At 68.7% G+C, this 22,893-nt stretch carries 17 protein-coding genes and 1 pseudogene; 11 read left to right on the top strand and 7 right to left on the bottom strand.

What is annotated here, in order from left to right; genetic code table 11:
* Positions 1-46 precede the first annotated feature (46 nt).
* Positions 47-232, top strand: a complete 186-nt coding sequence (locus H074_RS28540) for a hypothetical protein (RefSeq protein WP_007033546.1) — start codon at positions 47-49, stop codon at positions 230-232.
* 130 nt (positions 233-362) lie between these two features.
* On the top strand, positions 363-1,976 hold the full coding sequence (locus tag H074_RS28545) for a CehA/McbA family metallohydrolase domain-containing protein (RefSeq protein WP_039923630.1): 1,614 nt from the start codon (positions 363-365) through the stop codon (positions 1,974-1,976).
* A 48-nt stretch (positions 1,977-2,024) separates the two neighbouring features.
* Here H074_RS28545 and H074_RS28550 read toward each other — a convergent pair whose 3' ends face one another.
* The 4 genes from H074_RS28550 to H074_RS28565 form a co-directional block, all read right to left on the bottom strand.
* Complete coding sequence (locus tag H074_RS28550) at positions 2,025-2,849, bottom strand: aldo/keto reductase (protein ID WP_007033548.1); 825 nt, start codon at positions 2,847-2,849, stop codon at positions 2,025-2,027.
* Positions 2,850-2,875: 26 nt separating this feature from the next.
* On the bottom strand, positions 2,876-4,003 hold the full coding sequence (locus H074_RS28555; protein ID WP_007033549.1) for a sensor histidine kinase: 1,128 nt from the start codon (positions 4,001-4,003) through the stop codon (positions 2,876-2,878).
* The gene (locus H074_RS28560) at positions 4,000-4,677 is read right to left on the bottom strand and encodes a response regulator transcription factor (protein ID WP_007033550.1); all 678 of its coding nucleotides are present in this window, start codon (positions 4,675-4,677) and stop codon (positions 4,000-4,002) included. Before H074_RS28560 ends, H074_RS28555 begins: the two co-directional genes overlap by 4 nt.
* A 120-nt stretch (positions 4,678-4,797) precedes the next feature.
* On the bottom strand, positions 4,798-6,282 hold the full coding sequence (locus H074_RS28565) for a PucR family transcriptional regulator (protein ID WP_007033551.1): 1,485 nt from the start codon (positions 6,280-6,282) through the stop codon (positions 4,798-4,800).
* A gap of 110 nt (positions 6,283-6,392) precedes the next feature.
* Between H074_RS28565 and H074_RS28570 the strand changes: the two genes are divergently transcribed.
* From H074_RS28570 to H074_RS28585, 4 genes are all read left to right on the top strand, one after another.
* A complete protein-coding gene (locus H074_RS28570; RefSeq protein ID WP_007033552.1) occupies positions 6,393-7,862 on the top strand; it encodes a sodium:solute symporter family protein in 1,470 nt (489 codons plus the stop codon).
* Positions 7,863-7,995: 133 nt separating this feature from the next.
* Positions 7,996-8,949 carry an agmatinase gene (gene speB / locus H074_RS28575; protein ID WP_007033553.1) on the top strand — a complete coding sequence of 318 codons (954 nt, stop codon included), beginning with the start codon at positions 7,996-7,998 and terminating at the stop codon, positions 8,947-8,949.
* Positions 8,946-10,601 carry a thiamine pyrophosphate-binding protein gene (locus tag H074_RS28580; RefSeq protein ID WP_007033554.1) on the top strand — a complete coding sequence of 552 codons (1,656 nt, stop codon included), beginning with the start codon at positions 8,946-8,948 and terminating at the stop codon, positions 10,599-10,601. Before speB ends, H074_RS28580 begins: the two co-directional genes overlap by 4 nt.
* Positions 10,598-12,004 carry an aminobutyraldehyde dehydrogenase gene (locus tag H074_RS28585; protein ID WP_007033555.1) on the top strand — a complete coding sequence of 469 codons (1,407 nt, stop codon included), beginning with the start codon at positions 10,598-10,600 and terminating at the stop codon, positions 12,002-12,004. Before H074_RS28580 ends, H074_RS28585 begins: the two co-directional genes overlap by 4 nt.
* A gap of 136 nt (positions 12,005-12,140) precedes the next feature.
* Here H074_RS28585 and H074_RS28590 read toward each other — a convergent pair whose 3' ends face one another.
* Positions 12,141-12,956 carry an oxidoreductase gene (locus H074_RS28590; protein WP_007033556.1) on the bottom strand — a complete coding sequence of 272 codons (816 nt, stop codon included), beginning with the start codon at positions 12,954-12,956 and terminating at the stop codon, positions 12,141-12,143.
* Positions 12,957-13,047: 91 nt separating this feature from the next.
* On the opposite strand from H074_RS28590, the gene H074_RS28595 reads away from it, so the two are divergent.
* Positions 13,048-13,575, top strand: coding sequence for a TetR/AcrR family transcriptional regulator (locus H074_RS28595; protein WP_007033557.1), 528 nt, complete (start codon positions 13,048-13,050; stop codon positions 13,573-13,575).
* A 69-nt stretch (positions 13,576-13,644) separates the two neighbouring features.
* On the opposite strand, the gene dxs is transcribed toward H074_RS28595, so the two are convergent.
* Positions 13,645-15,549 carry a 1-deoxy-D-xylulose-5-phosphate synthase gene (gene dxs / locus H074_RS28600; RefSeq protein ID WP_007033558.1) on the bottom strand — a complete coding sequence of 635 codons (1,905 nt, stop codon included), beginning with the start codon at positions 15,547-15,549 and terminating at the stop codon, positions 13,645-13,647.
* Between the two features lie 254 nt (positions 15,550-15,803).
* Between dxs and H074_RS28605 the strand changes: the two genes are divergently transcribed.
* From H074_RS28605 to H074_RS28620, 4 genes and pseudogenes are all read left to right on the top strand, one after another.
* Positions 15,804-17,291 (top strand): aldehyde dehydrogenase family protein, encoded by a 1,488-nt coding sequence (locus H074_RS28605; protein WP_007033559.1) that lies wholly within the window; start codon positions 15,804-15,806, stop codon positions 17,289-17,291.
* Between the two features lie 16 nt (positions 17,292-17,307).
* Positions 17,308-18,819 (top strand): APC family permease, encoded by a 1,512-nt coding sequence (locus H074_RS28610; protein WP_007033560.1) that lies wholly within the window; start codon positions 17,308-17,310, stop codon positions 18,817-18,819.
* Complete coding sequence (locus H074_RS28615; RefSeq protein WP_007033561.1) at positions 18,816-20,369, top strand: GMC family oxidoreductase; 1,554 nt, start codon at positions 18,816-18,818, stop codon at positions 20,367-20,369. Before H074_RS28610 ends, H074_RS28615 begins: the two co-directional genes overlap by 4 nt.
* Positions 20,370-20,603: 234 nt before the next feature.
* Positions 20,604-21,859 (top strand): annotated as a pseudogene (locus tag H074_RS28620) (HNH endonuclease signature motif containing protein).
* Positions 21,860-22,453: 594 nt separating this feature from the next.
* Here H074_RS28620 and H074_RS28625 read toward each other — a convergent pair.
* Positions 22,454-22,810 carry a hypothetical protein gene (locus tag H074_RS28625; RefSeq protein ID WP_007033563.1) on the bottom strand — a complete coding sequence of 119 codons (357 nt, stop codon included), beginning with the start codon at positions 22,808-22,810 and terminating at the stop codon, positions 22,454-22,456.
* Positions 22,811-22,893 lie beyond the last annotated feature (83 nt).

The following is a 22,893-nucleotide window of genomic DNA, read 5'->3' on the forward strand; positions in this document are numbered from 1 at the left end:
CTGGTCTTCCAGGTACTGGGGAACAACAGAACATGGGAGGAAGCCGATGAAGAAGATCGTCGTGCGCGTGGGCCTGGGGGCCGGCGCGGCGGTTCTGGGCTTGCTGCTCGGAGCGGGTGTGGCGGGCGCTGACGACAGCGTCCGGATCACCGGCGACGAGACCGGCAGTGTCCGGATCACCGGAGTGGACAACCGCGACTTCGGTGTGACCCCGGCAAACCGGGACTTCTAGCAAGGAGCCCGGCTCCCCTGCCATCCTCCGGGGAGCCGGGCTTTCGCACCGCAGCGATGATCGTCACACGGCGCTGATCGTTGGCCGTCCGGACACCGCCCGTTCAGCGAGGCTCTTTAGCGTGCCGCCGGTGAACAGCGAAAAACCCGGCGTCGACCGCCGCGGATTCCTCAAGCGTGCGGGCCTCGTGTCCGCGGCGGCCGCGGGTGTTCCCCTCGCCGCCACCGCCCCGGCGGAAGCCCTCGATCTGAACCTCGACCTCGATCTCGGCATCGATCTCTCCCGCCTCTTCGGCCGGGACCGCTACCAGTGGCTGGTGGGCGATCACCACATCCACACGCAGTACTCCTACGACGCGATGTACACAGTGGACGGAATCGCCGACGACGCCCGGCGCCACGGGGCGGACTGGGCGGTGATCACCGATCACGGCCACGCGTCGCACGAGAAGTCGTCGGTGGAACGGACGAACGCCGCGATCCGGGCGGCGCAGCGCGAGCACCGCGATCTCCTGCTGTGGCAAGGGATGGAGTGGAACGTGCCGGGCGCCGAGCACGCGACCCTGTTCTTCCAGGCGGGCGCGAACCAGTCCGCGAAGCTGCGTGAGTTCGAGCGCGCCTTCGACTGGCGGCTGACCGGGACCGAACCGGGCACGCCGGACAACGAGGCGCTGGCCGTCAAGGCGATCCGCTGGCTGGCCGCCGAAGAGCGGGCCCGCCGGATCCACGCGCCGGTGGTGGTGATCAACCATCCGCTGCGCAACGGCCGGATCGCCCCGCACGAGATCCGCGCGCTGCGCGACGCCGCGCCCGGGATCGTCATCGGCATGGAAGGCGCGCCGGGAGCGCAGGCCGACGGCTTCCCCAAACCGCTCGGGAGCGGCGGTGGCGCGCGCGGCGGGTACGGCAACTCCCCCGGTTCGAACTCGTGGCCGGGCTTCCCGGAGTCGGCCTACCGCACCTACGGCGGCTTCGACTGGAGCACCGCGACCGTCGGCGGGCTCTGGGATTCACTGCTGGCCGAGGGAAAGCCGTGGTGGATCACCAGCAACTCCGACTCGCACTACAACCGCGGCGACACCCTCGTCCGGCCGGGCGTCCCCGACGGCTACTACGACGAGCACGGCGCGTACCCGGACCCGATCGACACCGGCGTCCCGCAGACTCTGCCCCCGTACGCGGACTTCGCCCCCGCTGAGTTCAGCCGGACGGTCGTCGGTGTGACCCGCCGCAGCCACGAAGGTGTACTGGAAGGCCTGCGCGCGGGACGCGTCTGGGTGGTGCACGGCGGGCTCGCGCAGGAACTGGAGTTCGGCGCGTACAGCGGCTGGAGCTCGGCCACGATGGGCGGCAGGCTCCGGGTTCGGCGCGGGGACGACGTCACGGTCGTCGTCTCGGCGAAACTGGCGTCACGACCGAACGGCGGCGGCGCGATCCCCCGGCTCGCGCGGCTCGACCTCGTTTCGGGACCGATGACCGGCCCGGCCGCCGACCGTGACGCGCAGACCGCCCCGGGCACGCGGGTGGTCCGTTCCTTCGAACCGCGCTGGGCGCCGGGGCGGCGGGTCGCCTTCCGGCACACCTTCCGCAACGTGCGCGAGCCGTTCTTCGTGCGGACGCGCGGGACGGACGGCAAGAAGCACGTGCCCGGCGGGATCGAGCCGAGCGCCGACGTGATCGGGCAGTCGAATCCGTTCGAAGACCTGTGGCTGTACGGGAACCCGATCTTCGTGGACGTGCGGTAGCCGTTGGGCCTCGTGAGTGGCTAGGACGGTTAGAACCGTCCTAGCCACTCACGAGCCGAGGGTGTCGGGATCCGGTCCCAGCCGCTTCCCCTGCTCCAGGGTCGCGATCGCGGCGGTGTCGTGCGCGTCGAGCGCGAAGTCGAAGACGTCCATGTTCTCCTTGATCCGTTCCGGCGTGACGGACTTCGGGATCACCAGATGGTTCATCTCGATGTGCCAGCGCAGCACGACCTGCGCCGGCGTCTTGCCGTGTTTCTCCGCGATCGTGGTGATCTTCTCGTCGGCGAGCAGTTCCCCGCCGCGCGCCAGCGGACCCCACGCCTCGGTGACGATCTCGTGCTTCTCGTGGAAGTCCCGGAGCAACGGCTGCTGCAGCCAAGGGTGGCATTCGATCTGGTTGACCGCGGGAACGGTTCCGGTCTCCTCGATCAGGCGCTCCAGATGCGGGATCTGGAAGTTCGAGACGCCGATCGCCTTCGCCCGGCCGTCGGAGGCGATCTTCTCCAGCGCCCGCCACGTCTCGACGTACTTGTCCTGGGACGGCAGCGGCCAGTGGATCAGGTACAGGTCGACGTAGTCGATGTCGAGTTCGCGCATGCTCGTGTCGAAGGCACGCAACGCCGAGTCGTAACCGTGCTCGGTATTCCACAGTTTCGTGGTGACGAACAGTTCCTCGCGCGGCAGCCCGCTGGTGCGGACGGCCTCGCCGACGCCGCGTTCGTTGGCGTACAGGGTCGCCGTGTCGATGGCGCGGTAGCCCGCCTCGATCGCGGTGCGGACCGCGCCGACGACCTCGTCGTCGCCGATCTTGTACACCCCGAAGCCGAGTTGCGGGAGGGACGTTCCGTTGTTCAGCCGAATACTGGGGACCATGCTCGAACCGTAACCCCAGCGATGGCTCAGGGCAGAGCAGGCAGGTGAACGGTCACCGAAAGACCACCGCCCACAACGGGTTCCGCCGACACCGTGCCGCCGTGCGCCTGGACCGCGGCCCGCACGATCGACAGTCCCAGCCCGGCGCCGGTACGGGCGGTCCTGGCGACGCCGGCACGGCGGAACGGCTCGAACAGTTCGGGGACCGCGGCCGGATCGAGCAGGCCGCCGGACGAACGCACCCGCAGCACGGACCACTGTGGACCGGCCTGGGTGACGACGTCGAGCCAGCCGCCCTCGACGTTGTGCCGCACGGCGTTCTCCAGCAGGTTGCCCGCGATCCGTTCCAGCAGCGCGGGATCGCCGAACGTCGCCGCTCCCGGGGTCGCGAATTCGGTGCGGATACCGCGTCTCTCGGCTTCGGCCCGCACCGCGCGCCACGCGGTCGCGACGATCACCGCGAGATCGACCGGCTCCCGGGCCACCAGCCCCGCGCCGTCCGTGCGCGCGAGCAACAGCAACGAGCCGACCAGCCGTTCGGCCCGCTCGGTCGCGTCGCGGACCACACCCGCCATCCGGCGTAATTCGGCTTCGTCGGCGTGCTCGTCGGCCAGCGTGACGTCGAGTTCGGTGCGGATGACCGCGAGTGGCGTCCGCAGTTCGTGGCTGGCGTTCGCGACGAAGTGCCGTTGCGCGTCGAACGCGGCCTGCAGCCTGTCGAGCATGTCGTCGAAGGTCTCGGCCAGTTCGGCGAGTTCGTCCTTCGTGCGGACCTCGCCGATCCGTTCCCCCATCGATTCGATCGACAGGCGCCGCGCGGTGCCGGTGATCTCGCGCAGCGGCTGCAGCACCCGCGCGGTGAACGTCCACGCGAGGATTCCCGCCGCCAGCACGACGAAACAGAACGCGACCGCGCCGAACAGCAGCACCCTGTTCCGGGCGTAGACCCGCAGATGCTCGGTGACGGCGGAAGCGTCGACGTCGACGCCGTCGACCCGCACCGTGGTGCCCGGCGGCAGCTGCGGCACGGCGGAAACCGCGTCGCCGACCAGATTCCAGGTCAGCCAGAGCAACAGGAGGCTGACCAGTGCCACCAGCCCGGTCGCGAGCAGCGTGACCCGCGCGCGCAGGCTGCGGGCGCCGGACAGGTTCACCCGCGCGCGGTCCCCTGCTCCGGCACCCGGTAACCGGAGCCGACGACGGTTTCGATGATGCCCGGCTCGCCGAGCTTCTTGCGCAGTGTCATCACGGTGACCCGGACGGTGGTGGTGAACGGGTCGGCGTTCTCGTCCCATACGCGTTCGAGCAGTTCCTCGCTGCTGACCACCGAACCGGCGGCCGACAGCAGCACCTCCAGCACGCCGAACTCCTTGCGGGTCAGCTCGACCGGGCCGCTCGCGCGGCGGACGGTCCGCCTCGCCGGGTCCAGTTCGACGTCGCCCGAAGTCAGCAGCGGCGGCGCGGCCGGGGTCGCGCGGCGGCCCAGCGCCCGCACGCGCGCGACGAGTTCGGGGAAGGCGAACGGCTTGGCGAGATAGTCGTCGGCGCCGAGGGAAAGCCCGTCGACACGGTCCGAGACGGAACTGCTCGCGGTGAGCATCAGCACGCGGGTCAGCTCGCCGGACGCGACGATCTCGCGGCACAGGTCGTCACCGGACATGCCGGGCAGGTCGCGGTCGAGCAGCACGACGTCGTACCGGGTGACGGCGGCCTTCTCGTGCCCGTCGTCACCGGTGAGCGCGATGTCCACCGCCATGCCCTCGCGCCGCAGGCCGCGTGCGATCGCGTCGGCGAGGGGTTCTTCGTCTTCGACTACCAGAATTCGCACAACCCTACGTTGCCACATTTACCTGAGAGTGACCTTATCGGTCTGTCGCGCGCTGAAGTCTCCGTCGGGCGCGGAGCGCCCTTGGGGAGACCCTGCACTCGCTTCCGCCAGAGCCTCCGTTCACGCCCAGCGCAGGGCGAACCACAGCCGCATCCGGATCTCCGGATCCGCCAGATCCACCCCCAGCGCCCGTTCGATCTGCCCGATCCTGTGCCGGACGCTGTTGCGGTGCACACCGAGTTCGGCGGCCGTCCGGTCCCAGCCGCCGTGGTGCGCCAGCCAGGTCCGCAGCGTGTCGACCAGTTCGCGGTCACCCTTCCGGTCCAGTTCGCGCAGCGGCGCCAGCGCCTGGGCGGCGAACCCGGCCGCCACGCCCGGGTCGATCAGCGCGTCCAGCCCGAGTTCGGCCGCTTCGGCCACAATCGGCCGTTCCAACGCGGCGGCCCGCGTCAGCAGCAACTCGACTTCGCCCGCCGCCTCGGGGAGCCGCGCGGGCGGGACAGGTGAACCCACGACCGCGAGCCAGCCGTCGGCGCGGAGCCGGTCGAGGTCGCCGATCTCCGGCGCCTCGCGGACGATCGCGGTGAACCGCGGCCCCGGCCGCAGCCGCACGAGCGGGGTGTCGAGCCGGGCGCGCAGCCAGTCGTAGCGGGCGGCGACCTCATTCGGGCCACGGCGGTAAGCGATCCCCGCGACCAGGCGGCGTTCTTCCCCGCCGACCACGTCGGTCTCCCCCAGCAGCAACGCCGTGGCGGTGGCGCCCAGCCCGGCCGCGTCCGAACCCGCGCGGCCCGCCAGCCCGAGCAGCGCCGCCCCGACCGACAGGATCGCGCGGTCCGCGCCGTCGAACCGCGCGACGCGGCCGACCACGACCAGATGCGACGCCGTCGCCTGCGGGTACACCGGTTGCGCGACGACGTGCGTGCCGTCGGCCAGTTCCGTAGTCGCGCTGCGGATCCCGCGGCCCGCCCGCAGCGTGGCGACCAGTTCCCGGACCTCGGCGGGCAGCGGCGACGGCGCGCCGTGGTCGGCGGCGAGGACGTCGCCGACGCCGACCAACGCCACCCACGCCCGCAACCGTCCGGCCAGCGCGCTCGCCAGTTCGCCGAGTCCGTCACCGGCCGCCCTGGTCAGCGCCTCGCGCGCGACCGCGATCCGCCGCTGTTCCCGCTGCCCCGCCTCGGCGAGCGCCACCGACACAGCCCGGCTGATCGCCAGGAACGGCGTCCGCGGCTGGACGATCAGCAGCGGGAGACCGTGGCGGGCACACGCCGTCCGCAGCGGCGGCGGCAGCGTCTCGTAGGCGCCGGGCGTGAGGCCGAACCCCAGCGCGGAGATCCCGCTGTCGGCCAGCCTCCGGACGTAACGGTCGATCTCGGCCGGTTCCGCCGGCAGATTCACCCCGGCGGTGAGCAGCAGTTCCGCGCCGAGCAGATACGGCGCCGGGTCTCGCAGCTCGCTGACGTGCGCCCAGCGCACCGGGGCGTCGAGCGCACCCGGCCGGAGTGTCTCCACGACCGGGTCGAGTGCCAGTTCCGGGTTGCCGACCACGGCCCGTAACGGGACATTCACATCCGAGTCGAGCGGATCGCGGCTTTGGGTCATTTCATCCTCGATCCTAGGCGACTTCGGATGGATCATCCCATGTCGTTCAAGGTGCGAACGAACCTACGGTGACCCGAACGAAGCGAACAGCCCAAGTCAAGGAGGACACCGTGGCCGGTGACTACGCGGTGATCACGCTCTACATAGCGGGCATGATCGGGGTCGGCTGGTTCGGGCTGCGGCTCGCCAAGACCAAATCCGACTACCTCGTCGCGGGCCGCCGCCTCGGCTGGTTCATGTACTCGGGCACGATGTCCGCGGTCGTCCTCGGCGGCGCTTCGACGGTCGGCGGGGTGAAGCTCGGCTACACCTACGGCATCTCCGGCGCCTGGCTCGTGATCGCGATCGGCGTCGGCATCCTGGTCCTCCACACGCTGTTCGCGCGGCGGCTGGTGAAACTGCGCGTCTACACCGTCGGCGAGATGCTCGACCTGCGCTACGGCGGCTCCACCAGCACCATCTCCGGTGTCGTCATGTGGGGCTACACGCTGATGCTGACCGTCACCTCGACGCTGGCGTTCGCCACCATCTTCAAGGTCCTCTTCAACGTCCCGAGCTGGGCGGGCATCGCCATCGGCGGCTCGATCGTGGTGCTCTACTCGGTGCTGGGCGGCATGTGGTCGATCACGCTGACCGACATCGTCCAGTTCGTCATCAAGACCATCGGCATCCTGCTGATCCTGCTGCCGGTCTCGATCGTCTCGGCGGGCGGTTTCGACGGGATGGCCGCGCGGCTGGACGAGAGCTACTTCGAACTGACCGCCATCGACGGCGACACGATCTTCACCTACTTCCTCATCTACAGCTTCGGCCTGCTGATCGGCCAGGACATCTGGCAGCGCGTGTTCACCGCGAGGACGCCGGGCATCGCGACCGGTGGCGGCGTCATCTCGGGCGTCTACTGCCTCGTCTACGGTCTCGCCGGCGCGCTGATCGGCACCGCGGCCAAGACGCTGTACCCGAACCTCGCCAGCGCGCAGGACGCGTTCGCGACCATCGTCGAGGAGCAACTGCCCGCCGGGATCCGCGGGCTGGTGCTCGCGGCGGCCCTCTCGGCGATGATGTCGACGGCGAGCGGCGCGCTCATCGCCTGCTCCACGGTCAGCACTTCGGACCTGTTTTCCAAGCTGGGCCTCAAGAAGGCCGTCAACGAGGTCACCAGGAACCGTGTCACCACGCTGGTCCTCGGCGTCGTCGCGATCGGCATCGCGATGGTCGTGGACGACGTCGTCAACGCGCTGACCATCGCCTACGACATCCTCGTCGGCGGCCTGCTGGTCGCGATCATCGGCGGACTGGCCTGGAAACGCGGCACCCGTCAGGGCGCGCTCGCGTCGATGGTCGTCGGTACCGTCGTGGTCATCACGTTCATGTTCGTCGACGGCGTCGAGGCCAACAGCCCGATCTACTGGGGTCTCGGGTCCAGCCTCGCGGTGTACCTGCTGGTCAGCTTCCTCACCCCGCGCACCTCGGACGAGATCCTCACCGTGTGGACCCGCCGCCTGAACGGCAGCGCGGCCGCCGAAGAAAAAGAGGCGGAACTCGCCGTGAGTCCGACCAAAGCGACCAAGGTCTTTTGATCTCTTGGAGTCGCGCGTTTTTGGCCGACAGGCCCCGCTATCGCGATGGCAGGGCGTCCATCCAACTCAACAATCAGTCGATCGCGACGTCGCGCCCTGGCAGCGCGATAGCGGTCGCGCGATAGGAGATACAGTGCCTGAGCAGCCCCCGATCGGACCCGTCGACTCTTCGAGGGTGCCCCGGTTCGCCGGTTTCGCGACCTTCGCGAGGCTGCCGCGGCTCGATCAGGTCGAGCGTGCCGACGTCGCCGTCGTCGGCGTGCCGTTCGACGCCGGGGTGTCCTACCGCCCCGGCGCGCGGTTCGGCCCCGCCGCGCTCCGTGAGGCCAGCCGGCTCCTTCGCCCGTACCACCCCGAACTCGACGTTTCGCCGTTCGCCGAAACGCAGGTGGTCGACGCCGGCGACATCGCGCTCAACCCGTTCAACATCGGCGAAGCGATCGAGACCTTGCAGAGCGAGGCCGAGGCGCTGACCGCGGGCGGGACGCGGCTGGTGACCGTCGGCGGCGACCACACGATCGCGCTGCCGCTGCTGCGGGCGGCGGCGAAGAAGCACGGACCGGTGGCACTGCTGCACTTCGACGCGCACCTCGACACCTGGGACACCTACTTCGGCGAGCCGTACACCCACGGCACCCCGTTCCGGCGGGCGTCCGAGGAGGGCCTGCTCGACACCGAAGCGCTGTCCCACGTCGGCACGCGCGGCCCGCTGTACGGCAAGCGGGATCTGGAGGAGGACCGCCGCCTCGGATTCGGCATCGTCACCTCCGGCGACGTGATGCGCCGCGGGGTCGCCGAGACCGTCGACGCGCTGCGCCAGCGCATCGGCGGCCGCCCGCTCTACATCTCGGTCGACATCGACGTGCTCGACCCGGCGCACGCGCCGGGCACGGGCACCCCCGAAGCGGGCGGCATGACCAGCCGCGAACTGCTGGAGATCCTGCGCGGGCTGCGGGACTGCAACCTCGTCGGAGCCGATGTGGTGGAACTGGCCCCGGCTTACGATCATGCCGAGATCACCGCCATCGCGGCTTCCCACGTCGCCTACGACCTGGTGAGCCTGCTCAGTTTGGGGAAGGGCGAATGACCAGCACTGAACGGATAGGCGGCGACGTAGTCGTCGAAAGTCTCCACGCGCTCGGCGCGGACACCGTGTTCGGCCTGCCGGGCCAGCACGCGCTCGGCCTGTTCGAAGCGCTGCGGCGCACGGACGACCTGCGCGTCATCAGCTCGCGAGTGGAGAACAACCTGGCGTTCGCGGCCGACGGGCACGCGCGCGCCCGGCTCGCGGCGGACCCCGAGGGCCCGGTCCCGGTGACGCCGATGATCGTGTCGACCGGTCCCGGCGCGTTGCTGACTTTGGCTTCACTGCAGGAATCCCGGGCGGCGTCGGTTCCAGTGCTCGGGATCTCCAGCCAGATCCCGGTGGCCGGGCTCGGCGGCGGGCGGCACGGGTACCTGCACGAACTGCCCGACCAGCAGGCCAGTTTCCGCGATGTGGTGAAGTCGGTGCACGTGGTGCGCACCGTCAGCCAGATCCCGACGGCGCTGCGCGAAGCCTGGGAATCGGCGGCGACCGCGCCGTACGGCCCGGTGTGGGTCGAGATCCCGCAGGACATCCTGCTGGCGCCGACGGATCTGCCGCGGATCACCTCGGTGACGGCACGGCCCGCACCGCTCGAACCCTTGCCGGAGCTCATCACCGAAGCCGCGAATCTCCTTGGCACGGCGACGAATCCGGTGATCCTCGCCGGTGGCGGCGCCCTGCGCTCGGGTGCGCGGGCGGAACTGAAGGCGCTCGCGGAGGCGCTGCGCGCGCCGGTGCTGTCGACGTTCGGCGGCAAGGGCGTCTTCGGCTGGGACCACGAGCTGTCCGGGCAGTCGTGGCTCGAAGACTGGCACAGCACCGAGTTCCTGTCGGCCGCGGACGTACTGCTCGTGCTGGGCTCCGGGCTCGGCGAGCTGTCCAGCAACTACCGCGAGTTCGCCCCGCGCGGCCGGGTGATCCAGATCGAGGCCGATCTCGGGAAGCTGGAGTCGAACTATCCGGCGCTGGGCATCCACGCCGATGTCCGCCTTGCCCTGCAAGGACTTCTGGAGCAGGTGCCGTTCCGCCAGGCTGACGGCGTCGCCGAAGCGACGGTGACGGATCTGCTGGCGAAGGTGCGCGAACGCCTCGACGGCCAGCCCCTGGAAATCGAGCGCAAGCTGATCGACGACATCCGCGCGGCGATCCCCGAAGGGACGCAAACGTTCTGGGACATGACGATCGCGGCCTACTGGGCCTGGTCGGCGTGGAATCCCGAAGGCGCGCCGATCCACACCGCGCAGGGCGCGGGCGGACTCGGTTACGGCCTGCCCGGCGCGCTCGGTGGCGCGGCGGCGACCGGCGGCCCGGTGCTCGCGGTCTCCGGCGACGGCGGCGCGATGTACGGCATCGCGGAACTGGCCACGGCGGTCCAGCACGGCCTGGACGTCACGTGGCTCGTCATCGACGACGGCGGCTACGGCATCCTGCGCGAGTACCTGACCGGCGCTTTCGGCCGGTCCACCGCCACCGAACTCGCACGGCCCGATTTCGCCGCGCTGGCGAAGTCTTTCGGCGTCGGCGCCACCGTGTCCTCTTTGGACACCGTCGGGAAGGACCTTGCCGACGCGCTCGGCACGCCCGGCCCGTCGCTGGTCGTCCTCCCCGCTCTGCTGAAGATGTTCGAGCCGACCCACCTGGAGAAGAAATGACTCAGGTCCTGAATTTCGTCGACGGCGCCGAGGTACCGGCGTCGGGCTCGCGGACGCTCGACCTGGTGGATCCCGCCACCGGCGAGGTCTTCGGCACCAGTGTCCTGTCCGGGCAGTCCGATGTGGACGCCGCGCTGGAGGCCGCCGAACGCGCGTTCAAGGTGTGGCGCAAGAGCACTCCCGCGCAGCGTCAGCTCGCGCTGCTGAAGATCGCCGACGCGGTCGAGGCCCGCGCGGAGGAGTTCGCCGACCTCGAGATCCGCGAGACCGGCAAGATCCGGTCCGTCGTGCTGGACGAGGAGATCCCGGAGTGCGTCAGCGCGCTGCGGTTCTTCGCCGGCGCGGCGCGGCAGCTCGAGGGCACCGCGTCCGGGGAGTACCTGCCGGGGCACACTTCGGCGATCCGCCGTGAACCGGTCGGCGTCTGCGCGCAGATCGCGCCGTGGAACTACCCGCTGATGATGGGCGTCTGGAAGATCGCCCCGGCACTGGCCGCGGGCAACACCGTCGTGCTGAAGCCCGCGGAGACCACGCCGTCGACGGCCGTGCTGCTGGCGAAGGTCGCGGCGGAGTTCCTGCCGCAAGGCGCCTTCAACGTGCTGTGCGGTGACCGCGACACCGGCCGCGCGCTGGTGAAGCACCCGATCACCGAACTCGTGTCGATCACCGGGTCGACCCGCGCCGGCATCGACGTCGCCACCGTCGCGGCGGCCGACCTCAAACGCACGCACCTCGAGCTCGGCGGGAACGCGCCGCTGCTGGTCTTCGGCGACGTGAACCTCGCCGAAGCGGCCGAAGGCATCGTCGGCGCGGCGTTCTACAACGCCGGGCAGGACTGCACCGCGGGCAGCCGGGTGCTGGTGGACGCGGCGATCCACGACGAGTTCGTCGCGGAGCTGACCAAGGCCGCCGCCGCGCGGAAGCCCGGCACGGACTTCGGCCCGCTCAACAGCGAGGCGCAGTTCGGCCGGGTCCGCGGACTGGCCGAGCGGCTGCCGTCGCACGCCCGCGTGGAGACCGGCGGGGTGCCCACCGGTGACCGCGGTTTCTTCTTCTCCCCCACCGTTATCTCGGGTCTGAAACAGGACGACGAGATCGTGCGGGAGGAGATCTTCGGACCGGTGATCACCGTCCAGTCCTTCGCGGACGAGGACGAGGCGGTGCGCCTGGCCAACGGCGTCCCCTATGGGCTGGCGTCGTCGATCTGGACCAACGACCTGTCACGCGCGACCCGCGTTTCGGGCGAACTCGACTTCGGCTGCGTCTGGGTCAACACCCACGGGCCGCTGGTCTCGGAAATGCCCCATGGCGGCTTCGGGCACTCGGGCCACGGGAAGGACCTCTCGTCCTACTCCTTCGCCGAGTACACCCGCGTCAAGCACGTCATGACCCGCTTCGCCTGACCCGCGATTCGGCACCGGATTGCGATAGTTCGCGAAGCCAACGACCGCAATCCGGTGCCGAATCGCGTACTCGGAGGTCCCGAAGTCGAGCAGCACGGTATCGCGCCGATCCCGCCGGAGGAGCAGACGTCGCGGTCTAGGCGAAGCGACGCAGCGCCCCGAGGAACAGCGCGTCGAAGGCGCGGTCCGGGAGCACCCGGCGCACGAACAGGATCGGCTTCGCCCCGAACCCCGCGGCGTAGCGGGTCTTCGGGCGCCGGGCCCGGACCGCCTTCAGGATGACGTCGGCGATCACCTTGGGGTGGGAGCCGCGCGCGGCCTGGTCGAAGAACTTCGCCAGTGCCTTGGCCTGCGGCGCGTACGCGGTGTCGCCCGAGGTCTTCATCAGGTTCTCGATGGCGATGCCGCCCCACTCGGTCTTGATGGCGCCGGGTTCGACCACCACGACGTCGATGCCGAACGGCTTGAGTTCCAGCCGCAGTGAGTCGCTGAGGCCTTCGACCGCGAACTTGGTCGAGTGGTACCAGCCGCCGAGCGGTTCGTAGATCTTGCCGCCGATCGACGAGATGTTCACGATCTTGCCCGAGCCCTGGGCGCGCATGTGCGGCGTGGTCAGCTGGACTAGCCGCGCGAGCCCGAACAGGTTGACCTCGAACTGGTACTTCCCTTCAGAGAGCGGCACGTCCTCGAAGGCACCGTACGAGCCGTAACCCGCGTTGTTGACCAGGACGTCGATGCGGCCGGACTCCTCGATGATCCGCTCGACCCCAGCGACCATCGAAGCGTCGTCGGTGACGTCCATTTCGAGGACCTTGACCCCGCGTTCGGCGAGCCCGGCCATCCGTTCGACGCGCCTCGCGGCGCCGTAGACCGTGTAGCCCGCCTCCTGCAGCGCGAGTGCCGTGGCTTCGCCGATGCCCGCGGAAGCGCCCGTGACCAGTGCGACCTTCATGCCCGTCTCCTAACTAACCGGTTGGTTGCCAACTCAGGTTGCCACGCGGCCTTACTGGATGTCAACCAACCGGTTAGTTAGACTGGGTCACATGGTCAGGGACAAGGAAGCGACCAAGCGGAAACTGCTGGACGCGGCGACGGTCGAGTTCGCGACGTACGGCATCGCGGGCGCCAGGGTGGATCGCATCGCGAAGAACGCCGGCGCCAACAAGGCGCTGATCTACGCCTACTTCTGCAGCAAGGAGCAGCTGTTCGAGATGGTCGTGCGGGAACAGGTGGACCTCGCCATCCGGTCCCTCACGATCACTCCCGATGATCTGCCCGGCTACGCGGGAAAGCTGTTCGACCGCTACCTCGAACACCCCCAGCTCCTGCGGCTCATGGGCTGGCTGCGACTGGAGAACGGCTTCGACGCGATGCCGGAGGCCGAGATCCGGGCGCACGCGGACAAGGTCACCGCGATCCAGGAGGCGCAACGTTCGGGTTCCGTGCCGGACCACTTCGACGCCGAGGAACTGCTGAGCCTCGTCGTGCACCTGTCGATCCTCGGGTTCTCGTCCCCCACCGCGACCCGCGACCTCGTCGTCCGCGCGGTCAGCCGGATCGTGGGGGGCTGAAAGGAGCTTTCCCCGCATGCCATGCGAGGAAAGCTCCCTTCACCGCGTCCTATGCGGGGAAAGTCCCCTTCAGCGGTGCGTGTCCTCCGGCGCCGGCGTCCGGCTCGCCAGCTTCGCCGACCACTCGGTCACCCGCCGCGCCACGTCCTGCGCGGTGAGCCCGACGCGGGCCAGCACCTCCTCGCGCGAACCATGGTCGTGGAACACCTGCGGCACCGCGAGATCGCGCAGCGGCACATCGCACTCGGCGTCGCGGAACAGCGCGGCCAGCGCGGAGCCGAAACCACCGTGCCGCCCGCTGTCCTCGACGGTCACGACGAGTTTGTGCTGCTCGGCCAGCGCCACCAGTTCGGCGGGCGCCGGGACGACCCAGCGCGGATCCACCACGGTCACGCCGACGCCCTGGTCGGCCAGCCGGTCCGCGGCGGCGAGCCCGAGCATCGCGAACGCGCCCACCACGACGAGCAGGACGTCGGCTTCACCGGCGGGTTTGCGCAGCACGTCCACCGTGCCGACGCGTTCCACGGCGGGCACGGAGTCGATCACGCCGCCCTTGGAGAACCGCAGCGCGGTCGGCCCGTCCTCGACCGCGACGGCCTCCCGCAGTTCCTCGCGCAGCGTGCCGGCGTCACGCGGAGCGGCGACCCGCATGCCGGGCACCATGCCCAGCAGCGAAAGGTCCCACATGCCGTGGTGGCTCGGCCCGTCCGGCCCGGTGATACCCGCCCGGTCCAGCACCAGCGTCACCGGCTGACGGTGCAACGCGACGTCCATCAGGACCTGGTCGAACGCCCGGTTCAGGAAGGTCGAGTAGACGGCGACGACGGGGTGCTTGCCGCCCATCGCGAGACCGGCGGCCGAGGTCACCGCGTGCTGCTCGGCGATCCCGACGTCGTACCAGCGGTCGGGGTACGCCTCGGCGAACTTGTGCAGCCCGGTCGAGCGCAGCATGGCCGCGGTGATCGCGACGACGTCCTCGCGATCGGCGCCGATCTTGACCAGTTCGTCGGCGAAGACCCCGGTCCAGCTCGGGCCCTTGACCGGCGGCAGGCCGGTTTCCGGGTCGATCGGGTCGGTCTGGTGCATCTGGTCGGCCTGGTTGGTCACGGCGGGCTCGTAGCCGTGACCCTTCTCGGTGACCACGTGCACGATGACCGCGCCGCCGAAGTCGCGGGCGCTCTGGAACGCCTTCTCCAGCGCGACGAGGTCGTGCCCGTCGACCGGGCCGAGGTACTTGAGGCCGAGGTCGGAGAACATCATCTGCGGGCTCAGCGCGTCCTTGAGGCCCGCCTTCGCCGCGTGCAGCGCCGCGTAGATCGGCTTGCCGACGACGGGCGTGTGCCGCAGCAGTTCCTTGCCGCGGTCCAGAACGCGTTCGTAACCCGGCTTGAGACGCAGTGACGCGAGGTGATCCGCGACGCCGCCGATGGTCGGCGAGTACGAGCGGCCGTTGTCGTTGATGACGATGACGACCGGGCGGCGCGGGTTCGCGGCGATGTTGTTGAGCGCCTCCCAGCACATGCCGCCGGTCAGCGCGCCGTCGCCGACGACGGCGATCGCGTGCCTGCCGCCCCCGCCGAGTTCGAACGCCTTCGCCAGGCCATCCACATAGGACAGAGCGGTCGAGGCGTGGCTGTTCTCGACGAGGTCGTGCTCGCTCTCGCCGCGCGCCGGGTAGCCGGTGAGGCCGCCGAGCTGGCGGAGCTTGCCGAAGCCGTCGTGACGACCGGTGACGATCTTGTGGACGTACGCCTGGTGACCGACGTCCCACACGATCGCGTCGTCCGGCGAGTCGAAGACCCGGTGCAGCGCCATGGTCAGCTCGACCACACCCAGGTTCGGGCCGAGGTGACCACCGGCGAGCCGCACCTTCTCGACGAGGAAGTCCCGGATCTCCGCGGCCAGCTCGCCGAGCTGACCCTGGTTCATCCGCTTCAAGTCGGCCGGTCCGTGCACGGACTCGAGCAACGTCACTCTCCCACCTCGCCTGGTTCCTCTTCCGCCGTTCCGGCCAGTCTACGGAGGGCGCCTGAGAGCCTTCCGTCCACCGCGTCACGCGTCACATGTCAGAAAATCACCACTCGGCACCCGACGGTGTGAACATGGTCTCTTTTGCCAAGTAGCGGTCACGTCGGGTGGCCACGATAATCGCTGATCGGCGGTCAGTTCGAAGTACGTTTTCCCGCTGAGAACTCATCAGCGCAGCAGGAGCCGGCTCGGAGGGCTTGATGGCGGACTTTTTCATCGGTGGCGAGTGGGTCGACGCGGTCGGCGGTGGTCGCCGCGAAATCCGCTGCCCCGCTGACGGGTCGCTGGTCGCGGAGGTCGCCGAAGGCACCCGAGAAGACACCGAAGCGGCCATCGCCGCCGCCAGGAAGGCGTTCGACACCGGCCCGTGGCCGCGGACTCCGGCGCCACAGCGCGGTGACCTGCTGCTGAAGGCCGCCGACCTGCTCGACCGCGACGCCGCGGCCTTCGCCCGCGCCGAGTCGCTCGACACCGGGAAACGCCTGGTCGAGAGCGAATACGACATGGCGGACATCGCCGCGTGCCTCCGCTACTTCGGCAAGCTCGCCGCGAACGACGCGGGCCGCGTGGTCGACACCGGCAACCCCGACGCGTTCAGCCGGATCGTGCATGAGCCGGTCGGCGTCTGCGGGCTGATCACGCCGTGGAACTACCCGCTCCTGCAGACCATCTGGAAGGTCGCCCCCGCGCTCGCGGCGGGCAACACGTTCGTCCTCAAGCCCAGCGAGCTGACCCCGCACACCTCGATCATGCTGATGAAGCTGCTGACCGAGGCCGGGCTTCCCGGCGGCGTCGCGAACCTCGTGCTCGGCGCCGGAGCGCAGGCCGGGGCGCCGCTGTCCGAGCATGCGGGAGTCGACCTCGTCTCGTTCACCGGCGGCCTCGCGACCGGCAAGATCATCGCCGCCTCCGCCGCGGGCACCATCAAGAAGGTCGCGCTGGAACTGGGCGGCAAGAACCCGAACGTCGTGTTCGCCGACTCGGACTTCGACACCGCCGTCGACTACGCGCTGACCGCGGTGTTCCTGCACTCCGGGCAGGTCTGCTCGGCGGGCGCGCGCTTGATAGTCCAGGAGGAGTGGCACGACAGGTTCGTCGACGAACTCGTCCGCCGCGCCGAACTGATCCGACTGGGTGGACCTTTCGACCCGAAGGCTGAAACCGGTCCACTGATCTCCGCCGCCCATTTGGAAAAGATCGAACGCTACGTCGCCGCCGCGCTGGAAGAGGGCGCCGTCCTGCGCACCGGCGGCAAACGTCCCGACGATCGCGCACTCGCGAAGGGGCACTACTACCTGCCGACCATCCTCGACAACGTGAAGCAAGGCAGCAGCGCCGTCGTCGACGAATCGTTCGGCCCCGTGCTCACCGTCGAGACCTTCACCGACGAGGACGACGCCGTCCGCATCGCCAACGACACCCACTACGGCCTCGCGGGCGCGGTGTTCACCTCGGACGCCTCCCGCGCGCAGCGGGTCGCGAACCGGCTGCGGCACGGCACGATCTGGATCAACGACTTCCATCCCTATCTGCCGCAGGCGGAATGGGGCGGCTACAAGCAGTCCGGGTTCGGGCGCGAACTCGGCCCGACCGGACTCGCCGAATACACGGAGGCGAAGCACATCTATCAGAACCTCAGGCCCGCACCACAGCGCTGGTTCTCCGGGGAGCCCGCCGCATCCAACTGAAGATGGGAAACTGCCGATGAGCACTCCTTCCGATGACGGCCTGGCCGGTTTCGGCTACAAACAGGAACTCGAAAGAACCCTCGGCAACTTCCACACCTTCGCCGCCGGGATCAGCTACATCTCGATCCTGACCGGCACCTTCCAGCTGTTCTACTTCGGCTTCAGTTTCGGCGGTCCCGCCTACTGGTGGTCGTGGCCGATGGTGTTCGTCGGCCAGCTGATGGTCGCGCTGTCGTTCGCCGAACTGGCCGCGCACTACCCGGTGGCCGGCTCGATCTACAACTGGTCGAAACGGCTCGGCAGCCCGCATGTGGCATGGCTGGCGGGCTGGATGATGCTCACCGCGTCGATCGTCACCATCGCCGCCGTCGCGCTCGCCTACCAGATCACGCTCCCCCAGATCTCGTCGTTCTTCTCCTTCTCCGGGGACAGCGCGGTGAACGCGGTCATCCTGGGCACCGTCCTGATCGTGTTCACCACGCTGGTGAACGCCTGGGGCGTCAAGCTGATGGCACGGATCAACAGCGCCGGGGTGTTCATCGAACTGATCGCCGCGGTCCTGCTGATCGTCGCGCTCGCGGTGAACATCACGCGGGGCCCCGAGGTCGTCATGCAGACCAACGACACCGGCGCCGACCAGCCGTGGGGCTATTTCGGGGCGTTCCTGGTCGCCTCGCTCGCGTCGACCTACGTCATGTACGGCTTCGACACCGCCAGCTCGCTCGGCGAGGAGTCCCACGACCCTCGCAAGAACGCGCCCAAGGCGATCCTGCGCGCGCTGATCGCGTCGTTCGTCATCGGCGGGCTCATCCTGCTGCTGGCGCTGATGGCCGTGCGCGACATCGACAACCCGGAGATCGCCACCGGCGGCCTGCAGTTCATCGTCCTCGACGTGCTCGGCAGCACCGTCGGCACGATCTTCCTGCTGGCCGTGGTCATCGCGATCACCGTATGCAACCTGGCCGTCCAGTCGGCGTCGATCCGGATGATGTTCGCGATGGGCCGCGACAACAACCTGCCGGCCGGGAAGCATCTGGCGAGGGTGTCGCCGAAGACCAAGACGCCCGTGATCCCCGCGATCGTCTCCGGGGTCATCGCGGTGCTGATCCTGGTGGTCAACGTCGGCCAGCCACAGATCTTCACGGTGATCACCAGTATCGGCATCATCATGATCTACCTGGCGTACCTGCTGGTCACCGTCCCGATGCTGGTCAAGCGCTTCCGCGGGCAGTGGCCGCCGCCGAAGGTGGCGGGCACCGAGTACTTCTCGCTCGGCAAACTAGGCCTGCCGGTGAACATCCTCGGCGTTCTGTGGGGCGGCGCCATCGTGGTGAACCTGGCCTGGCCGCGGCGCGAGGTCTACAACGCGACCGAGCCGTATCACTGGTACCTCGAATGGGGGGCCGTGTTGTTCGTCGGCGCGGTGGCGGTCGCCGGTTTCGCGTATTACTGGTTCGTCCTGCGGCACAAGAGCGGCGTCCTGGCCGATCACGCCGCGGAAGCACATCCCGAGGAGGCAGCACAGTGACCGGAGAGTTCGACTACATCGTCGTCGGCGGCGGGACGGCGGGTTCGGTGGTCGCGGCGAGACTCTCGGAAGACCCGGACGTCACCGTGGCGCTCCTGGAAGCCGGTCCGTCCGATGTGGACGATCCAGCGGTGCTGGAACTGACGAAATGGATGGCACTGCTGGAATCCGGCTACGACTGGGACTATCTGGTCGAACCGCAGGAAGCCGGCAACTCCTTCCTGCGCCACGCCCGCGCGCGGGTGCTCGGCGGCTGCTCGTCGCACAACTCGTGCATCGCGTTCTGGGCACCGGCGGAAGACCTCGACGAGTGGGCTTCGCTCGGCCTGCCCGACTGGTCTTCCCAGGACATCTTCCCGCTGTACAAACGTCTCGAGACCAACGACGGACCCGGTGACCACCACGGCCGGTCGGGCCCGGTGACCATCCGCTCGGTGCCGCCGAACGATCCGACCGGCGTCGCGCTGCTGCAGGCGTGCGAGCAGGCGGGCATCCCGAGGACGGAGTTCAACTCGGGCAAGACCGTGACGCACGGGGCGAACTGGTTCCAGATCAACGCGCGCGAGGACGGCACGCGGTCTTCGGCGTCGGTGTCGTACCTGCATCCGATCATCGGCAAGCGGCCGAATCTGGAGATCATCACCGGTGCCCGCGTCCGACGGCTGCTATTCGACGGCAAACGCTGCACCGGTGCGGAATACCTGGCCGACGACCTGATCCACGGTGTGCGGCTGCGGGCGAGGCGCGAGGTGATCCTGTCCTCGGGCGCGATCGACACGCCGAAACTCCTGATGCTGTCCGGGATCGGCCCCGCTGAGCATTTGCGCGAAGTCGGCGTGGAGGTCCTGGTGGACTCCCCCGGTGTCGGCGAGAACCTGCAGGATCACCCGGAAGGCGTCATCCAGTGGGATGCGCTCCAGCCGATGACGACCGAGTCCACGCAATGTTGGGAGATCGGCATCTTCACCACCACGAAGGAAGGCCTCGACCGGCCGGACCTGATGTTCCACTACGGCTCGGTGCCGTTCGACATGAACACCCTCCGGCAGGGATATCCGACCACGGAGAACGGTTTCTGCCTGACCCCGAACGTCACCCGGTCACGGTCGACCGGGACCGTGCGGCTGCGCAGCCGCGACTACCGGGACAAGCCGAAGGTGGACCCGCGCTACTTCACCGACGAGCACGACATGCGCGTGATGACCTACGGCATCAAACTGGCGCGCAAGATCGCCGAACAGCCCGCGCTGGACGAATGGGCGGGCACGGAACTGGCGCCCGGCAAGGACGTCAAGACCGACGACGAGATCGCGGACTACCTGCGCAAGACGCACAACACGGTCTATCACCCCTCGTGCACCGCGAAAATGGGCGGTGACGACGACCCGCTGGCCGTACTGGACGCCCGGCTGCGCGTGCGCGGCGTCGAAGGCCTGCGGGTCGCCGACGGTTCGGCGATGCCGTTCCTGGTCGCGGTGAACCCGTGCATCACGACGATGGCGATCGGTGAACGGTGCGCGGACATGCTGAAGGAAGACGCGCGCTCCTAGCTTCACAACTCCTCGACGTCTGTGGCAAGTCGTTGTTCTATTTGAGGGGTAAGGCAAACGTGGCGTGTCCCGGTCGCGGCCCTCGTGAGTGGTTAGGACGGTTAGAACCGTCCTAACCACTCACGAGCGTCACGATGCCCGACACCCTAATCACTCATCAGTGGCAAATGCACAATTACCGTTGTTGCTTAAAATTACGAATGATTTCCCGGAATATTTCGGTAATATGGAGACGTGCCCGAGACGACCATTCCAGAACTGCCGCAGGAGCTGTGGCGCGCCGGCAAGCTGGAGCTTGCCCACGGCGTGACGCACCTGCTGCAGGTGATGAGAGTGGCCTCTGCCGGGTTGGGCAAATACCTGTCCGAGATCGAGTCGCGGGGCGCGGAAGACTTGTTCGGCTATGGGAGCGCGGCATCATGGCTCGCTGATGTCGCCCGGATCTCCCGGGGTGACGCGCAAGACATGGTGAACCGGGCCCTGCCCCTGAACCGCACGCCGGGCGTCGGTGGTGAGGGTGCCGTGTTCGCGCCCGCGACGGCCGCCGCGGCCGACGACGGCGCGCTCGGAGAGCAGCACATCGACCTGATCCTGGAGATCCTCCGCAAAATCCCCTCCGACGTGCCCGCGGAGGAACGAGCCGGGGCGGAGAAGATCCTCGCCGATCTCGCCCGCGACGCCGGACCGAAAGAGATCGCCGAGGCCGGAGCCGACCTGCTCGCACACCTCGACCCCGATGGGAACGAGCCGAAGGATCCCGAACCCACCCCTCCGCGCCGCGAGGTGTTCGTCGAGCGTCGCAAGGACGGCTTCTGGAAACTGTCCGGACTCCTGGACCCCGAGACCGGCGCCCGCACCGCGGCCGCGCTGGACGCCTACGGGGCGAAGCGTCCGATCGACGAGTTCGGCCAGGCCGACCACCGCACCATGCCCCAGCGCCGAGGCGACGCGTGGGCCGACCTCCTCGACCTCGCCATCGCCTGCCCCGACCAGCCGGGCACCTCCGGCTACCGCACGCTGGTGCACGTCACCGTCGGACTCGATGCCCTGAAGACCGGGGTCGGGAAAGCCTGCCTGGACTTCGTCGGCCGGATCACGCCCGCGAAGCCCGTTTGGCCGCCTGCGACTGCTTGATGATCCCTGTGGTGCTCAGCGCCGCGGGTGAGCCTCTCGATGTCGGACGGATGAAACGCTTCGTCACTCCCGGACAACGCCGGGCCTTGAACATCCGCGACGGTGGTTGCGCTTTCCCTGGCTGCCATCGAGCGCCGAAGCACTGTCACGCCCACCATATTCGGCACTGGGCAGACGACGGGCCCACCGATCTGCGGAACCTGGTCCTGCTCTGCGGCTTCCACCACCGGCTCATCCACCACGGCGACTGGCAGGTTCGGATGGCGCCGGATGGGATACCGGAGTTCGTGCCACCCCAATACCTCGACCCGCTACAGGCGCCGCGGCGCAACACCCTCCACCGCGTCGTGACTTGACCCTGGCACAACCCGAGGAGCCCGCCGACCGCGCCGGCGACGGGCTCCTCGACATGCCCAGGTTCGACTAGGCGGGTCGTGAGCGGTAAGTCGCGTTCTAACGTCATATAAAACTGACGGAGATGGTCGACACTCGGGCCTCTTGATCACTATAGGAGACCGGGGCGGGTGAGCCCGGTTGGACCGCCGGACCTACTACACCTGGGTCCGCCGCGACGAAGCTGAGCGAGTTATTGAGGGGTAAGGCAATCGTGGCGTGGTGCTGGGGCGTGTCGCGAAAGCCACTTTCGCGACGCTGGATGTCCCGAAAGTGGCTTTCGCGACGTTGGCGGCGGTGGGGCGGATGGCCGGCCCAGGTGGACCATGGTGGGCTCGTGAGTGGTAAGGACGGTTAGAACCGTCCTTACCACTCACGAGGCTCGCCAACAGGACACGCCTCGTTTGCCTTACCCCTCAATAACGGGCTTCGGACCGCGGAAGATCCAGATGCGCCACAAGCGGCACGACCGATATTCACCTCTCACGACCGCCCGGCCGAACACTCACCACACCTCCACATGCGGCGAAAGCATCTTTCAGATCGTTGAAGAAACCTCAAATGGAAACGACGGCCGGAGTGCCCCGAATCCCGGTCATCTGCTCAAGCGCCCAAGCCTTGCCGAACTCGGCCAGCGCGGGACCCGACCAGCAGGCCGGAATACTCACCCCATTCCACAGCGGCATCTTCGGTCCGTTCAGGGTTCCATGACTGACCTGCACCTGGACCGCGCCCTCCACCCAGGTGAAGACGAAATGCGCGTACATGAACATCCACGCTTGCCTGCCCAGCAGATCGCGTGCGAGCACCGGCCCTTCAGACGGATAAGGCGCCGTGTAGATGACTTGTTTCCTGCCGTTGCGGTAGCTGATTTCCTGAGCGGTGACTCCGGGAGGAAGCATCAACGGTTCCACTCGGTCAGTCCTCCACGATGGTGATCGTGCCGTGCCCGTCGCAGCCGACACAGCCTTTCCCGTCGCAATCACCACATACCGAA

This window comes from Amycolatopsis decaplanina DSM 44594, from assembly GCF_000342005.1.
GTDB lineage: Bacteria > Actinomycetota > Actinomycetes > Mycobacteriales > Pseudonocardiaceae > Amycolatopsis > Amycolatopsis decaplanina.

What these genes read in the sequence shown, in the direction of transcription:
- H074_RS28540 (WP_007033546.1), top strand. Translation starts at nt 47, where the DNA reads ATGAAGAAGATCGTCGTGCGCGTGGGCCTGGGGGCCGGCGCGGCGGTT.
- H074_RS28550 (WP_007033548.1), bottom strand. Translation starts at nt 2,849, where the DNA reads ATGGTCCCCAGTATTCGGCTGAACAACGGAACGTCCCTCCCGCAACTC.
- H074_RS28565 (WP_007033551.1), bottom strand. Translation starts at nt 6,282, where the DNA reads ATGACCCAAAGCCGCGATCCGCTCGACTCGGATGTGAATGTCCCGTTA.
- H074_RS28580 (WP_007033554.1), top strand. Translation starts at nt 8,946, where the DNA reads ATGACCAGCACTGAACGGATAGGCGGCGACGTAGTCGTCGAAAGTCTC.
- H074_RS28585 (WP_007033555.1), top strand. Translation starts at nt 10,598, where the DNA reads ATGACTCAGGTCCTGAATTTCGTCGACGGCGCCGAGGTACCGGCGTCG.
- H074_RS28590 (WP_007033556.1), bottom strand. Translation starts at nt 12,956, where the DNA reads ATGAAGGTCGCACTGGTCACGGGCGCTTCCGCGGGCATCGGCGAAGCC.
- H074_RS28595 (WP_007033557.1), top strand. Translation starts at nt 13,048, where the DNA reads ATGGTCAGGGACAAGGAAGCGACCAAGCGGAAACTGCTGGACGCGGCG.
- H074_RS28605 (WP_007033559.1), top strand. Translation starts at nt 15,804, where the DNA reads ATGGCGGACTTTTTCATCGGTGGCGAGTGGGTCGACGCGGTCGGCGGT.
- H074_RS28610 (WP_007033560.1), top strand. Translation starts at nt 17,308, where the DNA reads ATGAGCACTCCTTCCGATGACGGCCTGGCCGGTTTCGGCTACAAACAG.